The organism is Adhaeretor mobilis, from assembly GCF_007741515.1.
Lineage (GTDB): Bacteria > Planctomycetota > Planctomycetia > Pirellulales > Lacipirellulaceae > Adhaeretor > Adhaeretor mobilis.
On the sequence record NZ_CP036263.1, the window covers coordinates 4,320,274 to 4,334,953 of the forward strand.

General features: G+C 53.2%; 15 protein-coding genes. 12 read left to right on the forward strand and 3 right to left on the reverse strand.

The window, feature by feature from the left end; translation table 11 throughout:
- Positions 1-23 precede the first annotated feature (23 nt).
- Entirely contained in the window at positions 24-1,016 is a 993-nt protein-coding gene (locus tag HG15A2_RS17040; RefSeq protein WP_145061641.1) for a dihydroorotate dehydrogenase-like protein, read from the reverse strand.
- A 309-nt stretch (positions 1,017-1,325) separates the two neighbouring features.
- Between HG15A2_RS17040 and HG15A2_RS17045 the strand changes: the two genes are divergently transcribed.
- The 12 genes from HG15A2_RS17045 (at position 1,326) to HG15A2_RS17100 (ending at position 12,748) form a co-directional block, all read left to right on the forward strand.
- A complete protein-coding gene (locus HG15A2_RS17045) occupies positions 1,326-2,933 on the forward strand; it encodes a bifunctional aminoglycoside phosphotransferase/ATP-binding protein (RefSeq protein WP_145061643.1) in 1,608 nt (535 codons plus the stop codon).
- Positions 2,933-3,268, forward strand: coding sequence for an ArsR/SmtB family transcription factor (locus tag HG15A2_RS17050; protein ID WP_145061645.1), 336 nt, complete (start codon positions 2,933-2,935; stop codon positions 3,266-3,268). Before HG15A2_RS17045 ends, HG15A2_RS17050 begins: the two co-directional genes overlap by 1 nt.
- 62 nt (positions 3,269-3,330) lie before the next feature.
- Positions 3,331-3,885 carry a rhodanese-like domain-containing protein gene (locus HG15A2_RS17055; RefSeq protein ID WP_145061646.1) on the forward strand — a complete coding sequence of 185 codons (555 nt, stop codon included), beginning with the start codon at positions 3,331-3,333 and terminating at the stop codon, positions 3,883-3,885.
- Positions 3,873-4,712, forward strand: coding sequence for a sulfite exporter TauE/SafE family protein (locus HG15A2_RS17060; RefSeq protein ID WP_145061648.1), 840 nt, complete (start codon positions 3,873-3,875; stop codon positions 4,710-4,712). The genes HG15A2_RS17055 and HG15A2_RS17060 overlap by 13 nt, the downstream gene beginning before the upstream one ends.
- An 18-nt stretch (positions 4,713-4,730) precedes the next feature.
- Positions 4,731-6,158 (forward strand): MBL fold metallo-hydrolase, encoded by a 1,428-nt coding sequence (locus HG15A2_RS17065; RefSeq protein ID WP_145061650.1) that lies wholly within the window; start codon positions 4,731-4,733, stop codon positions 6,156-6,158.
- A gap of 224 nt (positions 6,159-6,382) precedes the next feature.
- Entirely contained in the window at positions 6,383-8,053 is a 1,671-nt protein-coding gene (locus HG15A2_RS17070) for an FAD-dependent oxidoreductase (RefSeq protein WP_246117770.1), read from the forward strand.
- A gap of 75 nt (positions 8,054-8,128) precedes the next feature.
- Positions 8,129-8,608 carry a bacterioferritin gene (locus tag HG15A2_RS17075; protein WP_145061655.1) on the forward strand — a complete coding sequence of 160 codons (480 nt, stop codon included), beginning with the start codon at positions 8,129-8,131 and terminating at the stop codon, positions 8,606-8,608.
- Between the two features lie 23 nt (positions 8,609-8,631).
- The gene (locus tag HG15A2_RS17080; RefSeq protein ID WP_145061657.1) at positions 8,632-9,801 is read left to right on the forward strand and encodes an efflux RND transporter periplasmic adaptor subunit; all 1,170 of its coding nucleotides are present in this window, start codon (positions 8,632-8,634) and stop codon (positions 9,799-9,801) included.
- Entirely contained in the window at positions 9,798-11,009 is a 1,212-nt protein-coding gene (locus HG15A2_RS17085) for an ABC transporter permease (protein WP_145061659.1), read from the forward strand. The genes HG15A2_RS17080 and HG15A2_RS17085 overlap by 4 nt, the downstream gene beginning before the upstream one ends.
- Positions 11,006-11,764, forward strand: a complete 759-nt coding sequence (locus tag HG15A2_RS17090; protein WP_246117771.1) for an ABC transporter ATP-binding protein — start codon at positions 11,006-11,008, stop codon at positions 11,762-11,764. The genes HG15A2_RS17085 and HG15A2_RS17090 overlap by 4 nt, the downstream gene beginning before the upstream one ends.
- 18 nt (positions 11,765-11,782) lie before the next feature.
- Complete coding sequence (locus HG15A2_RS17095; protein ID WP_145061661.1) at positions 11,783-12,265, forward strand: YeeE/YedE family protein; 483 nt, start codon at positions 11,783-11,785, stop codon at positions 12,263-12,265.
- 24 nt (positions 12,266-12,289) lie between these two features.
- Complete coding sequence (locus tag HG15A2_RS17100) at positions 12,290-12,748, forward strand: DUF6691 family protein (RefSeq protein WP_145061663.1); 459 nt, start codon at positions 12,290-12,292, stop codon at positions 12,746-12,748.
- Between the two features lie 102 nt (positions 12,749-12,850).
- Here the strand turns inward: HG15A2_RS17100 and HG15A2_RS17105 are convergent, their stop codons facing one another.
- Together HG15A2_RS17105 and HG15A2_RS17110 are read right to left on the reverse strand one after the other, a co-directional pair.
- Positions 12,851-13,687 carry a transglutaminase-like domain-containing protein gene (locus HG15A2_RS17105; protein ID WP_145061664.1) on the reverse strand — a complete coding sequence of 279 codons (837 nt, stop codon included), beginning with the start codon at positions 13,685-13,687 and terminating at the stop codon, positions 12,851-12,853.
- An 85-nt stretch (positions 13,688-13,772) separates the two neighbouring features.
- Entirely contained in the window at positions 13,773-14,675 is a 903-nt protein-coding gene (locus tag HG15A2_RS17110; RefSeq protein WP_145061666.1) for a transglutaminase family protein, read from the reverse strand.
- Between the last annotated feature and the right edge of the window lie 5 nt (positions 14,676-14,680).

Sequence of the window (14,680 nt, forward strand, 5' to 3'; positions counted from 1 at the left end):
ACGTAGATTGGTTCTGGGAAGGACTACCGAACGGCGACCCCTTCATCGATGTACGATGCAAGTGTCGCCGCATAGTTGGCTCGTTCGAAAACGGCTGATGATCCACAGGACTTCCTGCTCATGGTTCCGATCAGCTGTCGAACTTGCTTGTACTCATGATACGCTAGCCAGGCGAGCATCTCATCCCGAAATTCCTGCATGAAATCCACTCCATTCTGTAAGAGCGTCGAAGCTAACATGACAACATTCGCACCAGCGGCCATGGCCTTGAGGGCATCGGTCCCGTTGTGAATGCCACTAGAGGCTGCTAAGGAGAGCTGTAATTGGTCGTGAAGAACCCCCAGCCAGCGTAGTGATAGACGTGCTTCACTAGGATGACTCAGTTCAAGGTGCGGCGCGACTTTGTGAGATTCCAGGTCGATGTCCGGTTCTAGGAATCGATTGAATAGCACAAGACCGTCCGCGCCAGCTTCCTGAACCTGCCGAGCAAAGTAGGGGAGGCTCGAAAAGTAGGGCCCGATCTTCACGGATAGCGGAATCTCCACTTTCTGCCTGACTGCAGCAATCACATCGAGGTACCGTGCCTCGACCGTTGTGGACGATGCACTCGGATCGATTGGCACGAAGTAGAGATTGAGCTCGATCGCATCGGCACCGGCATCGCGGATACGACGAGCGTATTCGATCCAACCGCCCAGTGAGGCCCCATTCAGGCTGGCAATGATCGGCATAGTGACCGCCGCTCGCGCTTTCTCAACTAACGAGACGTAGTTCTCGGGACCCGAGTTGTAGTGGTTGAGCGTTGGAAACTCTGCCATTGCTTCAAGTGCTTCGTGAGTTTTTGTATCCCGGGCTACCTGTTCTTCGAACAGCGAAGGAAGTACAGCAGCCCCAGCACCAAATTCCTCCATGCGGCGCAGCACATCAGGTTGCCCTGTGCAGGGAGACGAGGAGGCGATGATCGGACTGCGGAGTGTCATCCCTAGGTATTCCGTGGAGAAGTCAACAACGGACATGGCTCTTCCTCATTGCAGGTGGCGTGGAAAACTGATCAAACTGTGAAGCAATTTACGGGCCAATCGTGTCGTCTCTCAAACCAACAGGTAGTCGAAAGGAAGTTCACGACGGATCCTTGATGAAGTGTGCGTTCCTATCCGCAAGTGTGCGGATCCGCACAAGGTACTCCCTGTGCAATACAACCTTTCTAACCAAGCCTGCCGCTAGAGAGCTCTGCCACTTCGGCGCAATTGTTGCCCCATATTTGGGAAGAGGCTTGCTCACAAGGCGTTCCTTGCTATGCACCTACCATAAACCAAGGTATTCCGATGCTTTCGATCGACGACACCAAAAAGCAGTACGAGTCAGATGATCTTGTAGCACTTCTTAGTAATCCTCAGACCTACTCCGATGGCACCAATCAAGCTGAGCTCATTGAAACGCATATTTCTTGGCTATTCCTCACTGACCGGTATGTCTACAAGCTCAAGAAGCCCGTGAAATTTGAGTTTCTGGACTTTACAAGCCTACAAGCACGCCAGCGAGCATGTGAAGAGGAAGTACGGATTAACAAGCGATTAGCCTACCAAGTCTATTTCGGCGTCCTACCAATCACCGTGGAGCAGACGGGAGAGCTCGTTCTAGGTGGGGAGGGTCGCCCGATAGATTACGTCGTTAAGATGAGGCGTTTGCCGAGCAAATTGGCTTTGGACACTACGCTTCGCCAAGACCAGTTCTCCGCACACAAGTTGAATGAGTTGGTCAGCTACCTTGTTTCGTTCTACTGCAATTTGCCTCCACAAGTCTTACAGCCAGAGGAGTACTACGAGCGAACAGTTCGGCATTGCCACTCGAATCTGCAGGATCTCTTGAGCGCAGCCGACCCACTGCACCACCCCATCATTCGCAGGATCCACAACGCCCAGCTACTCTTTGCTTGGCTTCAAAAAGATCTCCTACTGAATCGGGCCCGCGACGGCCGCATTGTTGAAGGGCATGGTGACCTGCGTGCGGAACACATTTTTCTTGAAACTCCGCCAGCGGTAATCGATGGACTAGAGTTCTCCGAAGAACTGCGGAAAAATGATGTCCTCGATGAACTTTGCTTTCTAGCTATGGACTGCACGCGATTAGGCAATAGCGAAATTGGTGCCAAGTTACTTGACGCCTACGCCAAGCTTAGCGGCGATGCTAGTCCGCCCGAACTCCAAGATTTCTATAAGAGCTACCGCGCTTCGGTACGTGCCAAAGTGGCCTTACTCGGGGTATCACAAGCCAACGGTCAGGCTCGCAAGCATCGTCTGCGCGAATTCCACCAGGTACTCCAATGGGCAGATCACTACGCCGCGAGAATTGGCGGACCGTACCTCTTTGTCATCGGTGGTCTGATGGGGACTGGCAAATCAACTCTCGCTACTGCTGTGGCTGAAAAGACCGCTGCACAGGTCATCAGCACGGATGCAGTACGCCTCACTCTTTTCGGAGCAAGCGACAAGCCCTCTGACTTTGGCAAAGGAACCTACCGCCCGGAACTTCGCCAGAAAGTCTATGAGGAGATGTTTGCTACAGCCGAGGAGGCTTTGGATTTTGGTCAGACTGTGGTGCTTGATGGCACATTTCTCACCAATGGCTTGCGTGAACAAGCCACAAAACTAGCACACAAGCATGGCGCAACTCCTATTCATATCGAATGCGAATGTCCAATAGAGGCAGCCCGACTCAGAGTTATTGAGCGTATCAAAGAACTTGAAAGCAAGTCGGAAGGAAGGCCGGAACTCATACAGCAGCAAGTTGCCGAACGTGAGGAGCTATCCGAGTCCCATGGCTGCCTTACTATTGATTCGACGCACCCGATGGGGATGATGCTCGACCGAATCGCAGAAAAGTTGGCAGAACCACTCATTGACGTGTCGCGACATGACGATATATTAGCGTAATGGCTGCGAAATCCCATCCAAAGAAGAAACCAGTGAAAAAGAAGCCGCAGGGCGACCCGGCGGCGTTTGCCCAGGCAGCAGAATGCCTGAAGACGCTGGCACACCCAGTACGGTTACGTATGGTGCAATTGTTGCTGCAGGGGAGGTACACGGTTGGTGAACTGGCTGATGATTGCAAGGTGCCCGACAATGTGGCCTCAGAGCACCTGCGATTGATGCAGCGGTGTGGTTTTTTTACAAGTGAACGTGAAGGTCGACGAGTGTACTACCAGGTCGCCGAACCTCACCTGAAAGACATCATGGCATGCGTTGAAAGTCGATTCCTGAAATCCTGATGACGCTTACTCCACCTTTTTTTATTCAACATATCGCCATACTTCGAGATGACGAGGCAATCATGAGCAAAAACAGAACCATCTCCGTGCGGCAACTCGCCGAAAACAATAAGCAAGGCGATGCGGATATCATCGATGTTCGAACGTCGGTGGAATTTCGCGAAGTTCGTGCCGCAGTTGCACGAAACGTTCCGCTTGATTCGCTTGATCCGCACGTCGTAATGCAAGGACGCAACAGATCGGCCGATGAACCGCTCTACGTGATCTGCAAAGGCGGTACACGTGGTGCGAAGGCGCAGCAGAAGTTTATCGACGCTGGATTCACAAACGTAATAAACCTCGAAGGGGGCACGGAGGCTTGGCTCGCGGCGGGGCTGCCGGTCGTGCGCGGCAAGAAAACGATGTCGCTCGAACGGCAAGTAAGAATAGCTGCCGGATTTCTCGTGCTAGTTGGCGCCCTAGCCGCCATTATCACAGGCAATGTGTTTTTTGCCGGCATACCGGCATTCGTCGGCGCAGGACTAATGTTTGCTGGCATCACCGATAGTTGCGCAATGGGCATGCTAATTGCAAAGATGCCGTGGAATCAGGTCAAGGATGGATCATGTTCGGTCTAGCTGTACTCTTTGGATGCGGAGTTGGATTCGCGCTGGGACTGACCGGCGGAGGCGGCGGAGTTTTCGCAGTTCCCTTATTGGTGTACGGACTGTCGGTCGCACCCAGGGAGGCGGTTGGCATTTCCTTGGCGTCGGTCGGTGGTACCGCCCTCATAGGCGTCGCGCCTCGTTTGTGGCGAGGTGAAGTGGAGCTGCCTACCGGGCTAATGTTTGCCATCGCAGGGATGATCGGCGCACCAATCGGCACGTACCTCACGTCGCTGTTTTCAGAGACGGTGCTATTGGTAATGTTTGGTTGCTTGATGCTGATTGTGGCGTGGCGGATGTGGGCAAAGACACGCGATCCGCAGTTGGCGACCAGCGTTCTTGCGACCGAGATCGGTATTATGGAGAGCCAGGCCGGAGAGGATAGTTCGGCGTGTAAGCGTAGTGTGGACGGCACGCTTCAAGTGACCTCAAAGTGTGCCCGATTGTTGGTACTTGTTGGTTTATTGACTGGTATCTTGTCGGGGTTGTTTGGAGTTGGCGGGGGCTTCATTATTGTACCTGCCCTTGTGTTGTTTAGCGGCATGGAGATTCATCGAGCGGTAGGAACGTCGCTCCTGGTGATCTTTCTCATCAGTATCAGTGGAGTCACGTCTTATTTATTGGCTGGAAGAGAGTTGTCACTCGATACGACGATTCTGTTTCTCGTGGGGGGCTTGGTGGGTATTTGGCTCGGTGGCTTAGTCGCTACAAGGCTCAATGGGGCTACTTTGCAGAGAGTATTCGCGTCTGCGGTCGTGCTAGTAGCTGTTTTCGTGATCGCCAAAACGATTGTTTTTTAAACCAATGGAGACCGAAAGATGTTACTCAAATACTTTTATGACGAATCCCTTGCACACGCTTCCTACATGGTGGGCTGCCAACGAGCTAAGTTAGCAGTCGTTGTCGATCCCGGGCGTGACATCGATCAGTATCTGCAAATGGCCGACCGCGAAGGTCTCAAGCTGATCGCGGTTGCGGAGACGCACATTCACGCCGACTATGTGTCTGGCGCTCGGGAGCTGGCGGACCGCATTGGCGCGAAGCTGTACGTGTCGGACGAAGGTCCTGTAGAATGGAAGTATCAGTTTGCCAACCAGTACGACCACCAACTGCTCAAGGACGGCGACTCGTTCATGATTGGGAATATCAAGCTTGATGTCCTGCATACGCCGGGCCATACGCCGGAAAGCATTTCGTTTCTACTGACCGATCAGGGCGGGAGCGCTGACAAACCCATGGGCATTTTTACGGGCGACTTCGTATTCGTGGGGTCTATCGGACGGCCTGACCTACTCGAAGAGGCAGCCGGGCTGGAGAATACAGCAGAACCGGGTGCTCGTGATTTATTCCGCTCAGTAGCGAAATTCAAGCAGCTTCCCGATTTCCTACAAGTCTGGCCAGCTCACGGTGCCGGTAGTGCATGCGGGAAAGGGCTCGGTGCGATTCCATCGTCTACAGTTGGCTATGAAAAGTTATTCAACCCAGCACTGCAGTTCACTGAGGAGGATAAATTCGTCGTGTACATCCTGTCGGATCAACCGGAAGCTCCGAAGTACTTTGCGGTGATGAAACGTGTTAACAAGGAAGGGCCGGCAATCATCGGTGACAAAGGACTGCCCGAGTCACGACCAATTAGTGAGCTAAACTCAGCTCTGGATTCCGCTACGGTCATTGATTTATCGCCATCGAGCCAATTTGCAGATGGCCATGTACCGGGGAGCATCAACATTCCAACTTCAATGCTTGCCGGCTGGGCAGGCTGGGTCGTTGATTACTCAAAGCCTGTCTACTTGATCGCCAACCCTGAACAGCTTGCCGAAGCAACTCGTGTATTACGCAAGATCGGACTCGACGATATTCGTGGCAACTTCAATGCGTCGCAAGTTCGAGAGGCAGGATTGGCATCCGAGAGTTTCCAGCGCAGTACTCCGAATGAACTAGCACAGCGGATCAGGACGGGCGACGTAACGCTCATCGACGTGCGCTCGGATACAGAATGGAGCGCTGGTCACATCCCGTGCGCCGAGCATCATTTTCTCGGACGCTTACCCGACGAAGTAGACTCGCTGCGTGATGGAAAGACATTCGTCACGCAGTGCCAAAGTTCTGCCAGGTCGGCGATTGCCGCCAGTCTTCTTCAAGCAGCAGGCGTTGCTGTGATCGATATGAGCGGCGGTATTGCTGAGTGGAAGGAAGCCGGGCTACCTGTGAGTACCGCAGCCGAATTCATTCCTTGTGAGGCTTAAGCTCTCCTGGCAAAAACCAAGGTAAGGCAGAGCTAGAGATACGAGAGTTACCGCGATTTTAGTCGAGTGGTATGTGCTCCGCACGTGGGTGCTAACCAGAGTTTGCGTCAAGATCGGACTTCCAGCTAGCTACGCGGTGAATCCGCGTTCTGACATCCAGAATAAAAATGCCATTCTCGAAGGAACAGTCGTGCCGACGATGAACGGCCAAAGAAGGGACTAGAATGATGAAAATAGTGATTGTCGGTGCCGTAGCTGGTGGCGCTTCCGCGGCGGCCCGCGCGCGGCGACTAGACGAAGATGCTGAAATCATCCTCATTGAGCGCGGCGCCGAACCGTCGTATGCCAACTGCGGTCTGCCTTACTATGTCGGTGGTCAGATTGAATCGCGAGACAAGTTACTAGTAGCTCCTGCTGCGCACCTGCGACAAAGGCACGCCCTGGATGTGCGGACTCGACAAGAAGTCACTGCGATAGACCGCACGGGTAAGTCGGTAGCCGTGAAGAATCTGGAATCAGGCGAAGTCTACGACGAGACGTACGACCGTCTGATTGTTTCTACCGGGGCATCCCCGTTGCGGCCCCCGATTCCCGGCATTGAAGGTCCAAACGTCTTGGGACTAAGAGACTTGGCGGATGTCGATCGCATGCACGAACACGTCACATCTGGCAATTGCCGTCGGGCCGTGATCGTGGGAGCCGGATTCATTGGAATCGAAGTCGCGGAAAACTTAGTGCGTCGGGGGATTGATGTCACCGTGGTCGAACTAGCCAATCAAATTCTCCCACCATGGGACGAGGAGATGGTTCGTCCACTCGAAGCGCACTTGCGTGATCAGGGCGTTACTTTACGATTGGGAGATTCGGCTGAGGCCTTCGCAGAATGCTCTACGTCCGATGGTAAGCTGACGGTGAAACTAAAGTCAGGTGAAGAATTGCGGGCAGACTTCGCAGCTGTCTGTATCGGTGTACGGCCTGAAAGCAAGTTGGCGCTCGACGCCGGAATCGAGTGTGGTCCACGTGGCGGTATCGTCACTAACGATTTCCTACAGACCAGCGATCCAAACATTTACGCTGTGGGCGATGTTGCACAAGTGAAAGACTTCGTGACGAGCGAACCAACACAGATTCCTTTGGCAGGACCAGCCAATCGGCAGGGCCGTATAGCCGCCGACCACATCTTCGGCCGAAATTCAAGGTATCGCGGCACGCAAGGAACAGCGGTTGTCGGAATTTTCGGAAAAACCGCCGCCATGACCGGCCACAGTGAGAAACTTTTGCGGCGAGACAGCCGTCCTTACGAAAAAATCTACATCCATCCCAACGATCATGCAGGATACTATCCGGGCGCGACTCAAATGACACTGAAGCTCTTGTTCGATCCCGACGTCGGCCGAATCTGGGGTGCTCAGGCTGTCGGTACGAACGGAGTCGACAAGCGCATTGATGTGATCGCGATGGCGATGCACGCGGGGATGACCGTCTACGATTTAGAAGAAGCGGAACTCTGTTACGCACCCCAATATGGCTCGGCAAAAGACGCGGTCAACATGGCTGGGTTCGTTGCGTCAGGCCTGCTTCGCGGAGATCATCCTCACGTTCACTTGAGTGAACTGACTACAGAGTCAGAGTCAGGAGAGCATGTCCTGCTGGATGTTCGCACGGAGCAAGAGTTTGCCAATGGGCATCTGAATAATGCGCAGAATATTCCACTGGAAGCACTTCGTAATCGGATTTCGGAGCTACCCAAAGACTGTAGGATCATCTCATACTGTCAAGTTGGCCAACGTGGATACATGGCGACCCGACTGCTCCAACGAAAAGGTTTTGACGCCGCAAATCTAAGCGGTGGCTATCAACTTGTTCAAAAGTCAGGCAATCTGCTTAATACTTAATTAGCAATTGATAGTATTTAGATCGAAAGCATGTTTTTTTTTAAAATGCCCAACCAAGAAGAGGAATGAATCAAAATGGCAACTAACAAGTCAACAGAGAACTTACAAACCGCTCTCAGCATGGAACTAACTGCAATGCACCAGTATCAACTGCATGCCGGAGTCCTTGATGACTGGGGTCTGAGCTTGCTGGCAACCCAGATGCGAGAAGAGATGACGGAAGAACTGGGACACTCCGATGAATTCATGACGAGAATTCTTTTCCTGAATGGCTCGCCTGAACTGACTATGGCGAGAACACCTCTTCGTGCTGCGTCGCTGAAGGAGATGTTCGAGTCGGACCTTGCGGACGAGAAAGAAGCAATCGAGTTCTACACGAAAGCATCCGTACAGGCGTCAGAAGACAGTGACATTGGTACTCGGACGCTCTTTGAGCGAATCGCGTTAGACGAGGAGCAGCACATGAGCTGGCTGGAACTTCAACTCGATCTACTCGAACGTATGGGCGAGCCTGCGTATATTTCCAAGCACATGCCGACACCGAGTCAAGCTTAACCACAAGCGTAAGGTTTAAGCAAATGAGCAATGTCCAGAAGCGGACGAAACAATGGCATTGGCGCTCACTGAAGGTGATTGCTGTGCTGTTGATAGCTGGCGGCGTCATGTACTGGATAAAGTTCGCACCGGTGCCCGTCGTTTCGCATAGGGTTGAGCGTGGGATGATCGTTGCCGAAGTGATGGGCACGGGAACCTTGGAAGCACGTGTCCAAACAACAATCAGTCCCAAAATCTCCGGTCGTATTGTAGAAGTGCTCGCCGATCAAGGAGACCGAGTAGAAACGGGCGAGCTGCTCGTCCGACTTGACGATGAGGAACTTAACCGGCAAGTTGCAATTGCGGAGGCCAATGTGGATGCCGCCACCGCTGCGATTGTTCTCCTGACTGCGGACAAGAATCGCGCCGCAGCGATCCATGACCAAGCGAAGAAAAATCACGACAGGACCCAGTCTCTGGTAAGTCAAAACGCCGTGAGCGGCGAAGTCGTGGACAGAGCGGTAGAGTCCCTCACTGTCGCTGCGGCGGGCAATTCAAGAGCAGTGGCGGCTATCACCGAAGGTCAGAAAGAACTGGTGGCAGCAGAAAAGACACTAGAGTACCACCGCACAATATTGCATGACACACACATCCATGCCCCGTACGAAGGACTGATCGTTGGTAGGAATCGAGAACCAGGTGATGTCGTGGTTCCTGGCAGTGATATCCTAACGTTGATCTCGACCGATGATCTGTGGATCAGTGCCTGGGTTGACGAAACAGAAATGGCACGTCTGCAGATGGATCAGCCTGCAAGAGTTGTGTTCCGCTCTGAGCCCGCAAAGACCTATCCCGGCCAAATTGCTCGCATCGGGAAAGAAGCAGATCGAGAGACTCGCGAGTTCATCGTCGATGTGCGTGTGCTTGAACTCCCCACAAACTGGGCGGTCGGGCAACGTGCGGAGGCCTACATCCAGATTACAAATAAGGACGATGTGCTGCTATTGCCACCCAGCGCAATTGTTAGACGCAAGGATGTTGAGGGCGTATTCATCAATCTCGATGGAGTTGCCAAATGGCGTCCCGTCAGCCTCGGAGTGCGCGGTCGGGATGCAGCGGAAGTACTGGAAGGGCTTGCGGCAGGAGACTTGGTTATCAGTCCCGAGCAACCGACGGCCGTTTTGACCGACGGGCGAAGGGTCGTGTCACCTTGAATCTCGCTACCAAAGATATTCGACGCAGTCTCGGTCGCTTCGCATTGACAGCAGTCGGTATCGGCATGTTGCTCATGGTTGTCATGGGGATGGGCGGCATTTATCGGGGTATTGTCGAAGACGCAACGCTGCTCATCGACCGTGTTGGGGCTGATCTATGGATTGTCCAACGTGACACGCGCGGCCCCTTTGCCGAGCAATCCCGCGTTCCATCCAATTTAGTTTATCGAGCTGCCGCGGTTCCCGGGGTGCAATCGTCGCGCGAATTTGTGTATCACACCATCCAACGAGAGCGTGATGGCCGACCACTCCGAATGGCTGTGCTGGGGTTGAGCTGGCCAACCGACAAGGGCCAATGGCTGCCGCTGACCTCTGGGCGACTACTCAGGCAAGCACACTATGAAATGATCGCTGATGAGACTCTTGGTCTCATAGTCGGCGAGCAGATTAGGCTTGGCAAAGAGTCGTACTGCGTCGTGGGAACCACCAGTAACATGATCAGCTCAGGCGGCGACGGCATCGCATTCTTCTCGGTCGCCGATGCACAGGCGATCCAGTTTGACGTTGCCGGCGAATCCGTGCGACTCGAGCGGGCAGCAAGAGACTCCCGCGGCGAAAACTTTGAGGTCGCAATTCAGCAACCGATGATGCTTGACAACGCTTGGAGGCCGACCTCACAACTCCCTGCAATTGGTCCACCCCAGATTAGCGCAGTAATGGTGACGTTGTCACCGGGAGCTGAAGTGAACCAAATCAAAGAAACAATCTCTGGTTGGGGCGACGTTTCCGTTTTCACTGCAGAGGGCGAACGTGAATTGCTGTTAACAGGCAACGTCGAGAAAGTGCGCCGTCAGATAGGGCTCTTCCGAGCCCTCTTGACCCTCATCGCAGCGATCATCATGGCCCTCATCCTCTATACCTTAACGCTCGACAAGATTCACTCGATCGCACTTCTCAAATTGATTGGTGCCCCTAATACAGTCATCCTCGGAATGATCCTCCAGCAAGCGCTCATTCTCGGTGGCGCCGGATTCGGGATTGCATATCTTGTTGGTGGGCAGTTGTTCCCGATGTTCCCGCGCCGTGTCATTCTCTCTGACGAAGACTTAATGCAACTGGCCGTAATCGTTGTCGCAATCTCGGTGCTTTCCAGCATGCTGGGCATTTGGAAAGCCATGAAGGTCTCTCCGAACGAGGCCCTCGCATGACCCTGGAGAACATAGCTAGCACGATGGACATGACAGTGAATGGCGCTCCAAATGCCATCGAAGCCGACAACCTGACAAAGATCTACGGCAGTGGCAATACTGAAGTGGTTGCCATGCGTGACGCTACGATGCACGTCAAGCAAGGTGAAGTCGTTGCGTTGCTCGGTCCAAGCGGCTCTGGAAAATCTACTTTCCTAACTGCCGTCGGGCTCATCAACCCGCCGTCCTCCGGCAAAATCACAATCGACGGCAAGCTGGTGCTGGAAGGCGATACGCCTCACACGAACCTGGGTTCATTTCGTCGTCAGCACATTGGATTCATCTTCCAAAAATCCAACCTAATCCCATTCCTGTCAGCGGCAGAGAACATTCAGATTGCGATGCAGCTGAATGGCGAATCAAGGCGGGCCGCTCGGCAGCGAGCGATGGAACTGATGGACTATCTTGGCGTTGCCGACCGAGCGGACAATTTGCCATCGATGCTTTCAGGGGGACAGCAGCAACGTATTGCCGTGGCTCGCGCTTTAGCAAATCACCCCAGTGTCATCCTAGCGGACGAACCGACCGCGGCGCTAGACGGCCAGCTTGGCCGTCAAGTCATGGAATTGTTCGCCCAAGTTGCCCACGAACAAGGTGCAGGCGTGATTGTCGTGACGCACGACCAACGAGCGCTCGACGTATTCGATACGATTTACGAAATGGAAGACGGTCTGATGTGCAAACAGACGGTCAACTCGATTCAGACTACCAGATAAATTCAAGGGAGATGTAATATGGATTGGATCATACAACCCTGGCCTTGGTGGATCTCGGGCATTCTCATTGGCCTGACGGTTCCACTTCTGTTTATTCTTGTCGGCAAATCTTTTGGAATCTCGACCAGCCTGCAACAGGCAGGCGCCATGTGTGCTCCTAATAGTAAGTTGGAATATCTAAGTAAGCACGATCGCAGGGCAAACCTGTGGACGATTGTGTTTGCAATAGGCATTGCCGCTGGCGCATTCATTGCGACTCGCTTCCTGTCAAACGAACCGGTTGAGTTTCTCCCGGAGTCCTTCAAAACTCCCAGAGGTGGCATCAAGCTGCTTATTGGAGGCTTTCTCATCGGATTCGGAACGCGCTATGCCGGTGGATGCACTTCCGGGCACTCGATCACGGGGATCTCTAATCTCAACTGGCCGAGTCTGGTCGCCACGATATTTTTCTTCGTCGGCGGGCTTGCGGTAACGTGGGGCCTGGGCCACCTAATTTTCTAAGCGACGTACTCAAGGGGTATTCTAATGAGCGAAACATCGAAACCAGAAGAAAAGCCATACGGAGTGTCGATCCGGGGCTACATCAGCGTTCTCCTAATTGGAGCCTACCTTGGAATTCTATTCGTCAAGTCAGAAGTCGCTAGCTGGCAACGGATCCACGATATGTTCCTCTTCCGTGAAGCCCACATGTACCTCATTATCAGTCTTGCAATTATCGTTGCCATGATCTCGATGTTGGTTATCAAGCGTCTTGGCGTCAGGAGCGTAGACGGCAAGCCAATCACCTACAAGCCCAAGCCGTATCACACCGGAGTCATCATCGGAGGGATGCTATTTGGAGCCGGCTGGGCTATCACCGGAGCCTGCCCGGGTCCCGTCTACGCTCAGGTTGGCGCGGGCGAATGGATGGCTCTGTTTACGCTCGGCGGAGCGATGCTGGGCATGTTTGGTTATGCGGCATTGAAACCGAGACTACCTCACTAGAATTCGGTTGGTTCCAACTAAGAGTTGTTCTAGGAAGCAGTGGAGCTGTTCAGCAGAGACCGTTTATCCTGTTTTGGTTCTTGAACCGTAACTGCTTCTCAACTAAGCGGAGGTGCGAGCTACTGCAGAGATTGTGCAGTTAAGCATGTTAACCTTACCACTGAACGAAGCAAATGCCACGTCGGCAGCATCGAGGCCAATCGCGATCGGGACGAAGCCGCCGAGCGAGGCTAAGCGGGTGGCATCGTAAATTTGCCAATGATCGCCAATAAACACCTCGACCGCCGCATGAAAATCGGGCGGCTGGAGCTCGACTAAATATCCTGAGGTGTAGCGGGCAGGTATACGTAGAGCGCGACAGAGCACGATTAGCAAATGGGCGAAGTCGCGGCAAACTCCTTCCGTACTCAAGTAGGTGTCAGTGGCGGTCGTCTGAGCGTTGGAAGAACCCATCGTGTAACTGGTGCGATTGAAGACCATATTTTCCAAGGCTTCGACCAGTGAATCGTCACGTTTTAGGCCGCCAAATTGATTCTCTGCTAGTTGCAAAAAGCGATCTGACTCGCAATAGCGGCTCGGATTCAGAAAAGGCAACGCCTCAGCGGGCAGGCTCGTGATGGGACTCAAACAGTGAGAGCCGGCTTGTAATTGCGATATCTTGGTAACCGCAGCGTCATAATCAATACGCCATTGGCCTGGTTCGGCACGAAAACGATAACAGCGATTCTCAGTGGCGGGGATCGCTACCTCGCTCCACTGCGAATCATCGATTTGCTGATCATTATGATATATCTTCACGCTTTCAGATTCGATCGATTGCTGAGACAACGGTCGCACCGCGATCTGAAGCTGAAATTCGGCTGCATTCGCCACTTCGTAAATTAGCTGTGAGTGGACGTCGATACACGTCGTCTCGCATTCGGTCTCGGTAATCGTCATTGATTATATCGCACAAGGTTGTGGAAAAAGAGAGCCGCTCCACATTGGCACTTGAAAAAATTCATCGTGCCCCAAATCCAGTACCTCAGGAAGCTACTGAGATTACTTCGCTGTCAGTCTCGATCGGTGCCACATCGACGGAAACATCCAACGCATGCTTCCCGCCTCCCGTGTAAATACCCTTAAGAGGGGTGACATCTCCGTAGTCGCGTCCCCAACTGAGTGTGATATGCTCTTCGCCCGCCCGTTTGTCATTGGTTGGATCAACGTCGATCCAACCTAAATCGCCACAATAAACGGACAACCAAGCGTGCGACGCATCTGCACCAACCAGCCGCGGCTTGCCAGCCGGCGGATAGGTGCGGACGTAACCGCTGACGTAGCGTGCAGCTAACCCCAAGGAGCGCAGCATGGCGATCTGCACATGGGCGAAATCCTGACAAACGCCTCGTCGTTTTCTTAGCACCTCAGCTATTGGAGTCGTAACCGTTGTTGCTTTAGGATCATAAGTAAAATCCTCATTGACGCGTGAGGTCAATTCAAGAACTGCCTCATAAACTGGTCGACCCTGCGAAAAAGTCTCGCGGGCATAATCCGCAGCCGCTAATGAATAGTGGCTGCGAGGCGAATCGAATTTGAACTGCAACGCGTCAAGATCGGCTACTGTGCTGTGCACCTGTATCCGCTTGACGATGCTCTCCCAAGGTGTAGTATCGGTTGGCATCGGTGCCAGCGGAGCAACGCTCACTTGGCTGGTCGCCTTGACTTCGAGCTGTTCATAACCTTCATTAAGTGAAAAATGTGTCACGTGATTGCCAAACACATCTTCGCGGACACTATAAATTGAAGGAGCAGGTTTGATGGTGATTTCGTGGTTGGAAACCTTTTGACGCCCCGTATCGCGCGGTGTAAGCCAGGCAGCATTGTGGCAAACAGAAACCCGATTCGTGGTTTTGTAGGTCGTGGTGTGAGTGACTCTATAATTCATGGGGA

What these genes read in the sequence shown, in the direction of transcription:
- HG15A2_RS17040 (WP_145061641.1), bottom strand. Translation starts at nt 1,016, where the DNA reads ATGTCCGTTGTTGACTTCTCCACGGAATACCTAGGGATGACACTCCGC.
- HG15A2_RS17045 (WP_145061643.1), top strand. Translation starts at nt 1,326, where the DNA reads ATGCTTTCGATCGACGACACCAAAAAGCAGTACGAGTCAGATGATCTT.
- HG15A2_RS17050 (WP_145061645.1), top strand. Translation starts at nt 2,933, where the DNA reads ATGGCTGCGAAATCCCATCCAAAGAAGAAACCAGTGAAAAAGAAGCCG.
- HG15A2_RS17055 (WP_145061646.1), top strand. Translation starts at nt 3,331, where the DNA reads ATGAGCAAAAACAGAACCATCTCCGTGCGGCAACTCGCCGAAAACAAT.
- HG15A2_RS17060 (WP_145061648.1), top strand. Translation starts at nt 3,873, where the DNA reads ATGTTCGGTCTAGCTGTACTCTTTGGATGCGGAGTTGGATTCGCGCTG.
- HG15A2_RS17065 (WP_145061650.1), top strand. Translation starts at nt 4,731, where the DNA reads ATGTTACTCAAATACTTTTATGACGAATCCCTTGCACACGCTTCCTAC.
- HG15A2_RS17070 (WP_246117770.1), top strand. Translation starts at nt 6,383, where the DNA reads ATGATGAAAATAGTGATTGTCGGTGCCGTAGCTGGTGGCGCTTCCGCG.
- HG15A2_RS17075 (WP_145061655.1), top strand. Translation starts at nt 8,129, where the DNA reads ATGGCAACTAACAAGTCAACAGAGAACTTACAAACCGCTCTCAGCATG.
- HG15A2_RS17080 (WP_145061657.1), top strand. Translation starts at nt 8,632, where the DNA reads ATGAGCAATGTCCAGAAGCGGACGAAACAATGGCATTGGCGCTCACTG.
- HG15A2_RS17090 (WP_246117771.1), top strand. Translation starts at nt 11,006, where the DNA reads ATGACCCTGGAGAACATAGCTAGCACGATGGACATGACAGTGAATGGC.
- HG15A2_RS17095 (WP_145061661.1), top strand. Translation starts at nt 11,783, where the DNA reads ATGGATTGGATCATACAACCCTGGCCTTGGTGGATCTCGGGCATTCTC.
- HG15A2_RS17100 (WP_145061663.1), top strand. Translation starts at nt 12,290, where the DNA reads ATGAGCGAAACATCGAAACCAGAAGAAAAGCCATACGGAGTGTCGATC.
- HG15A2_RS17105 (WP_145061664.1), bottom strand. Translation starts at nt 13,687, where the DNA reads ATGACGATTACCGAGACCGAATGCGAGACGACGTGTATCGACGTCCAC.
- HG15A2_RS17110 (WP_145061666.1), bottom strand. Translation starts at nt 14,675, where the DNA reads ATGAATTATAGAGTCACTCACACCACGACCTACAAAACCACGAATCGG.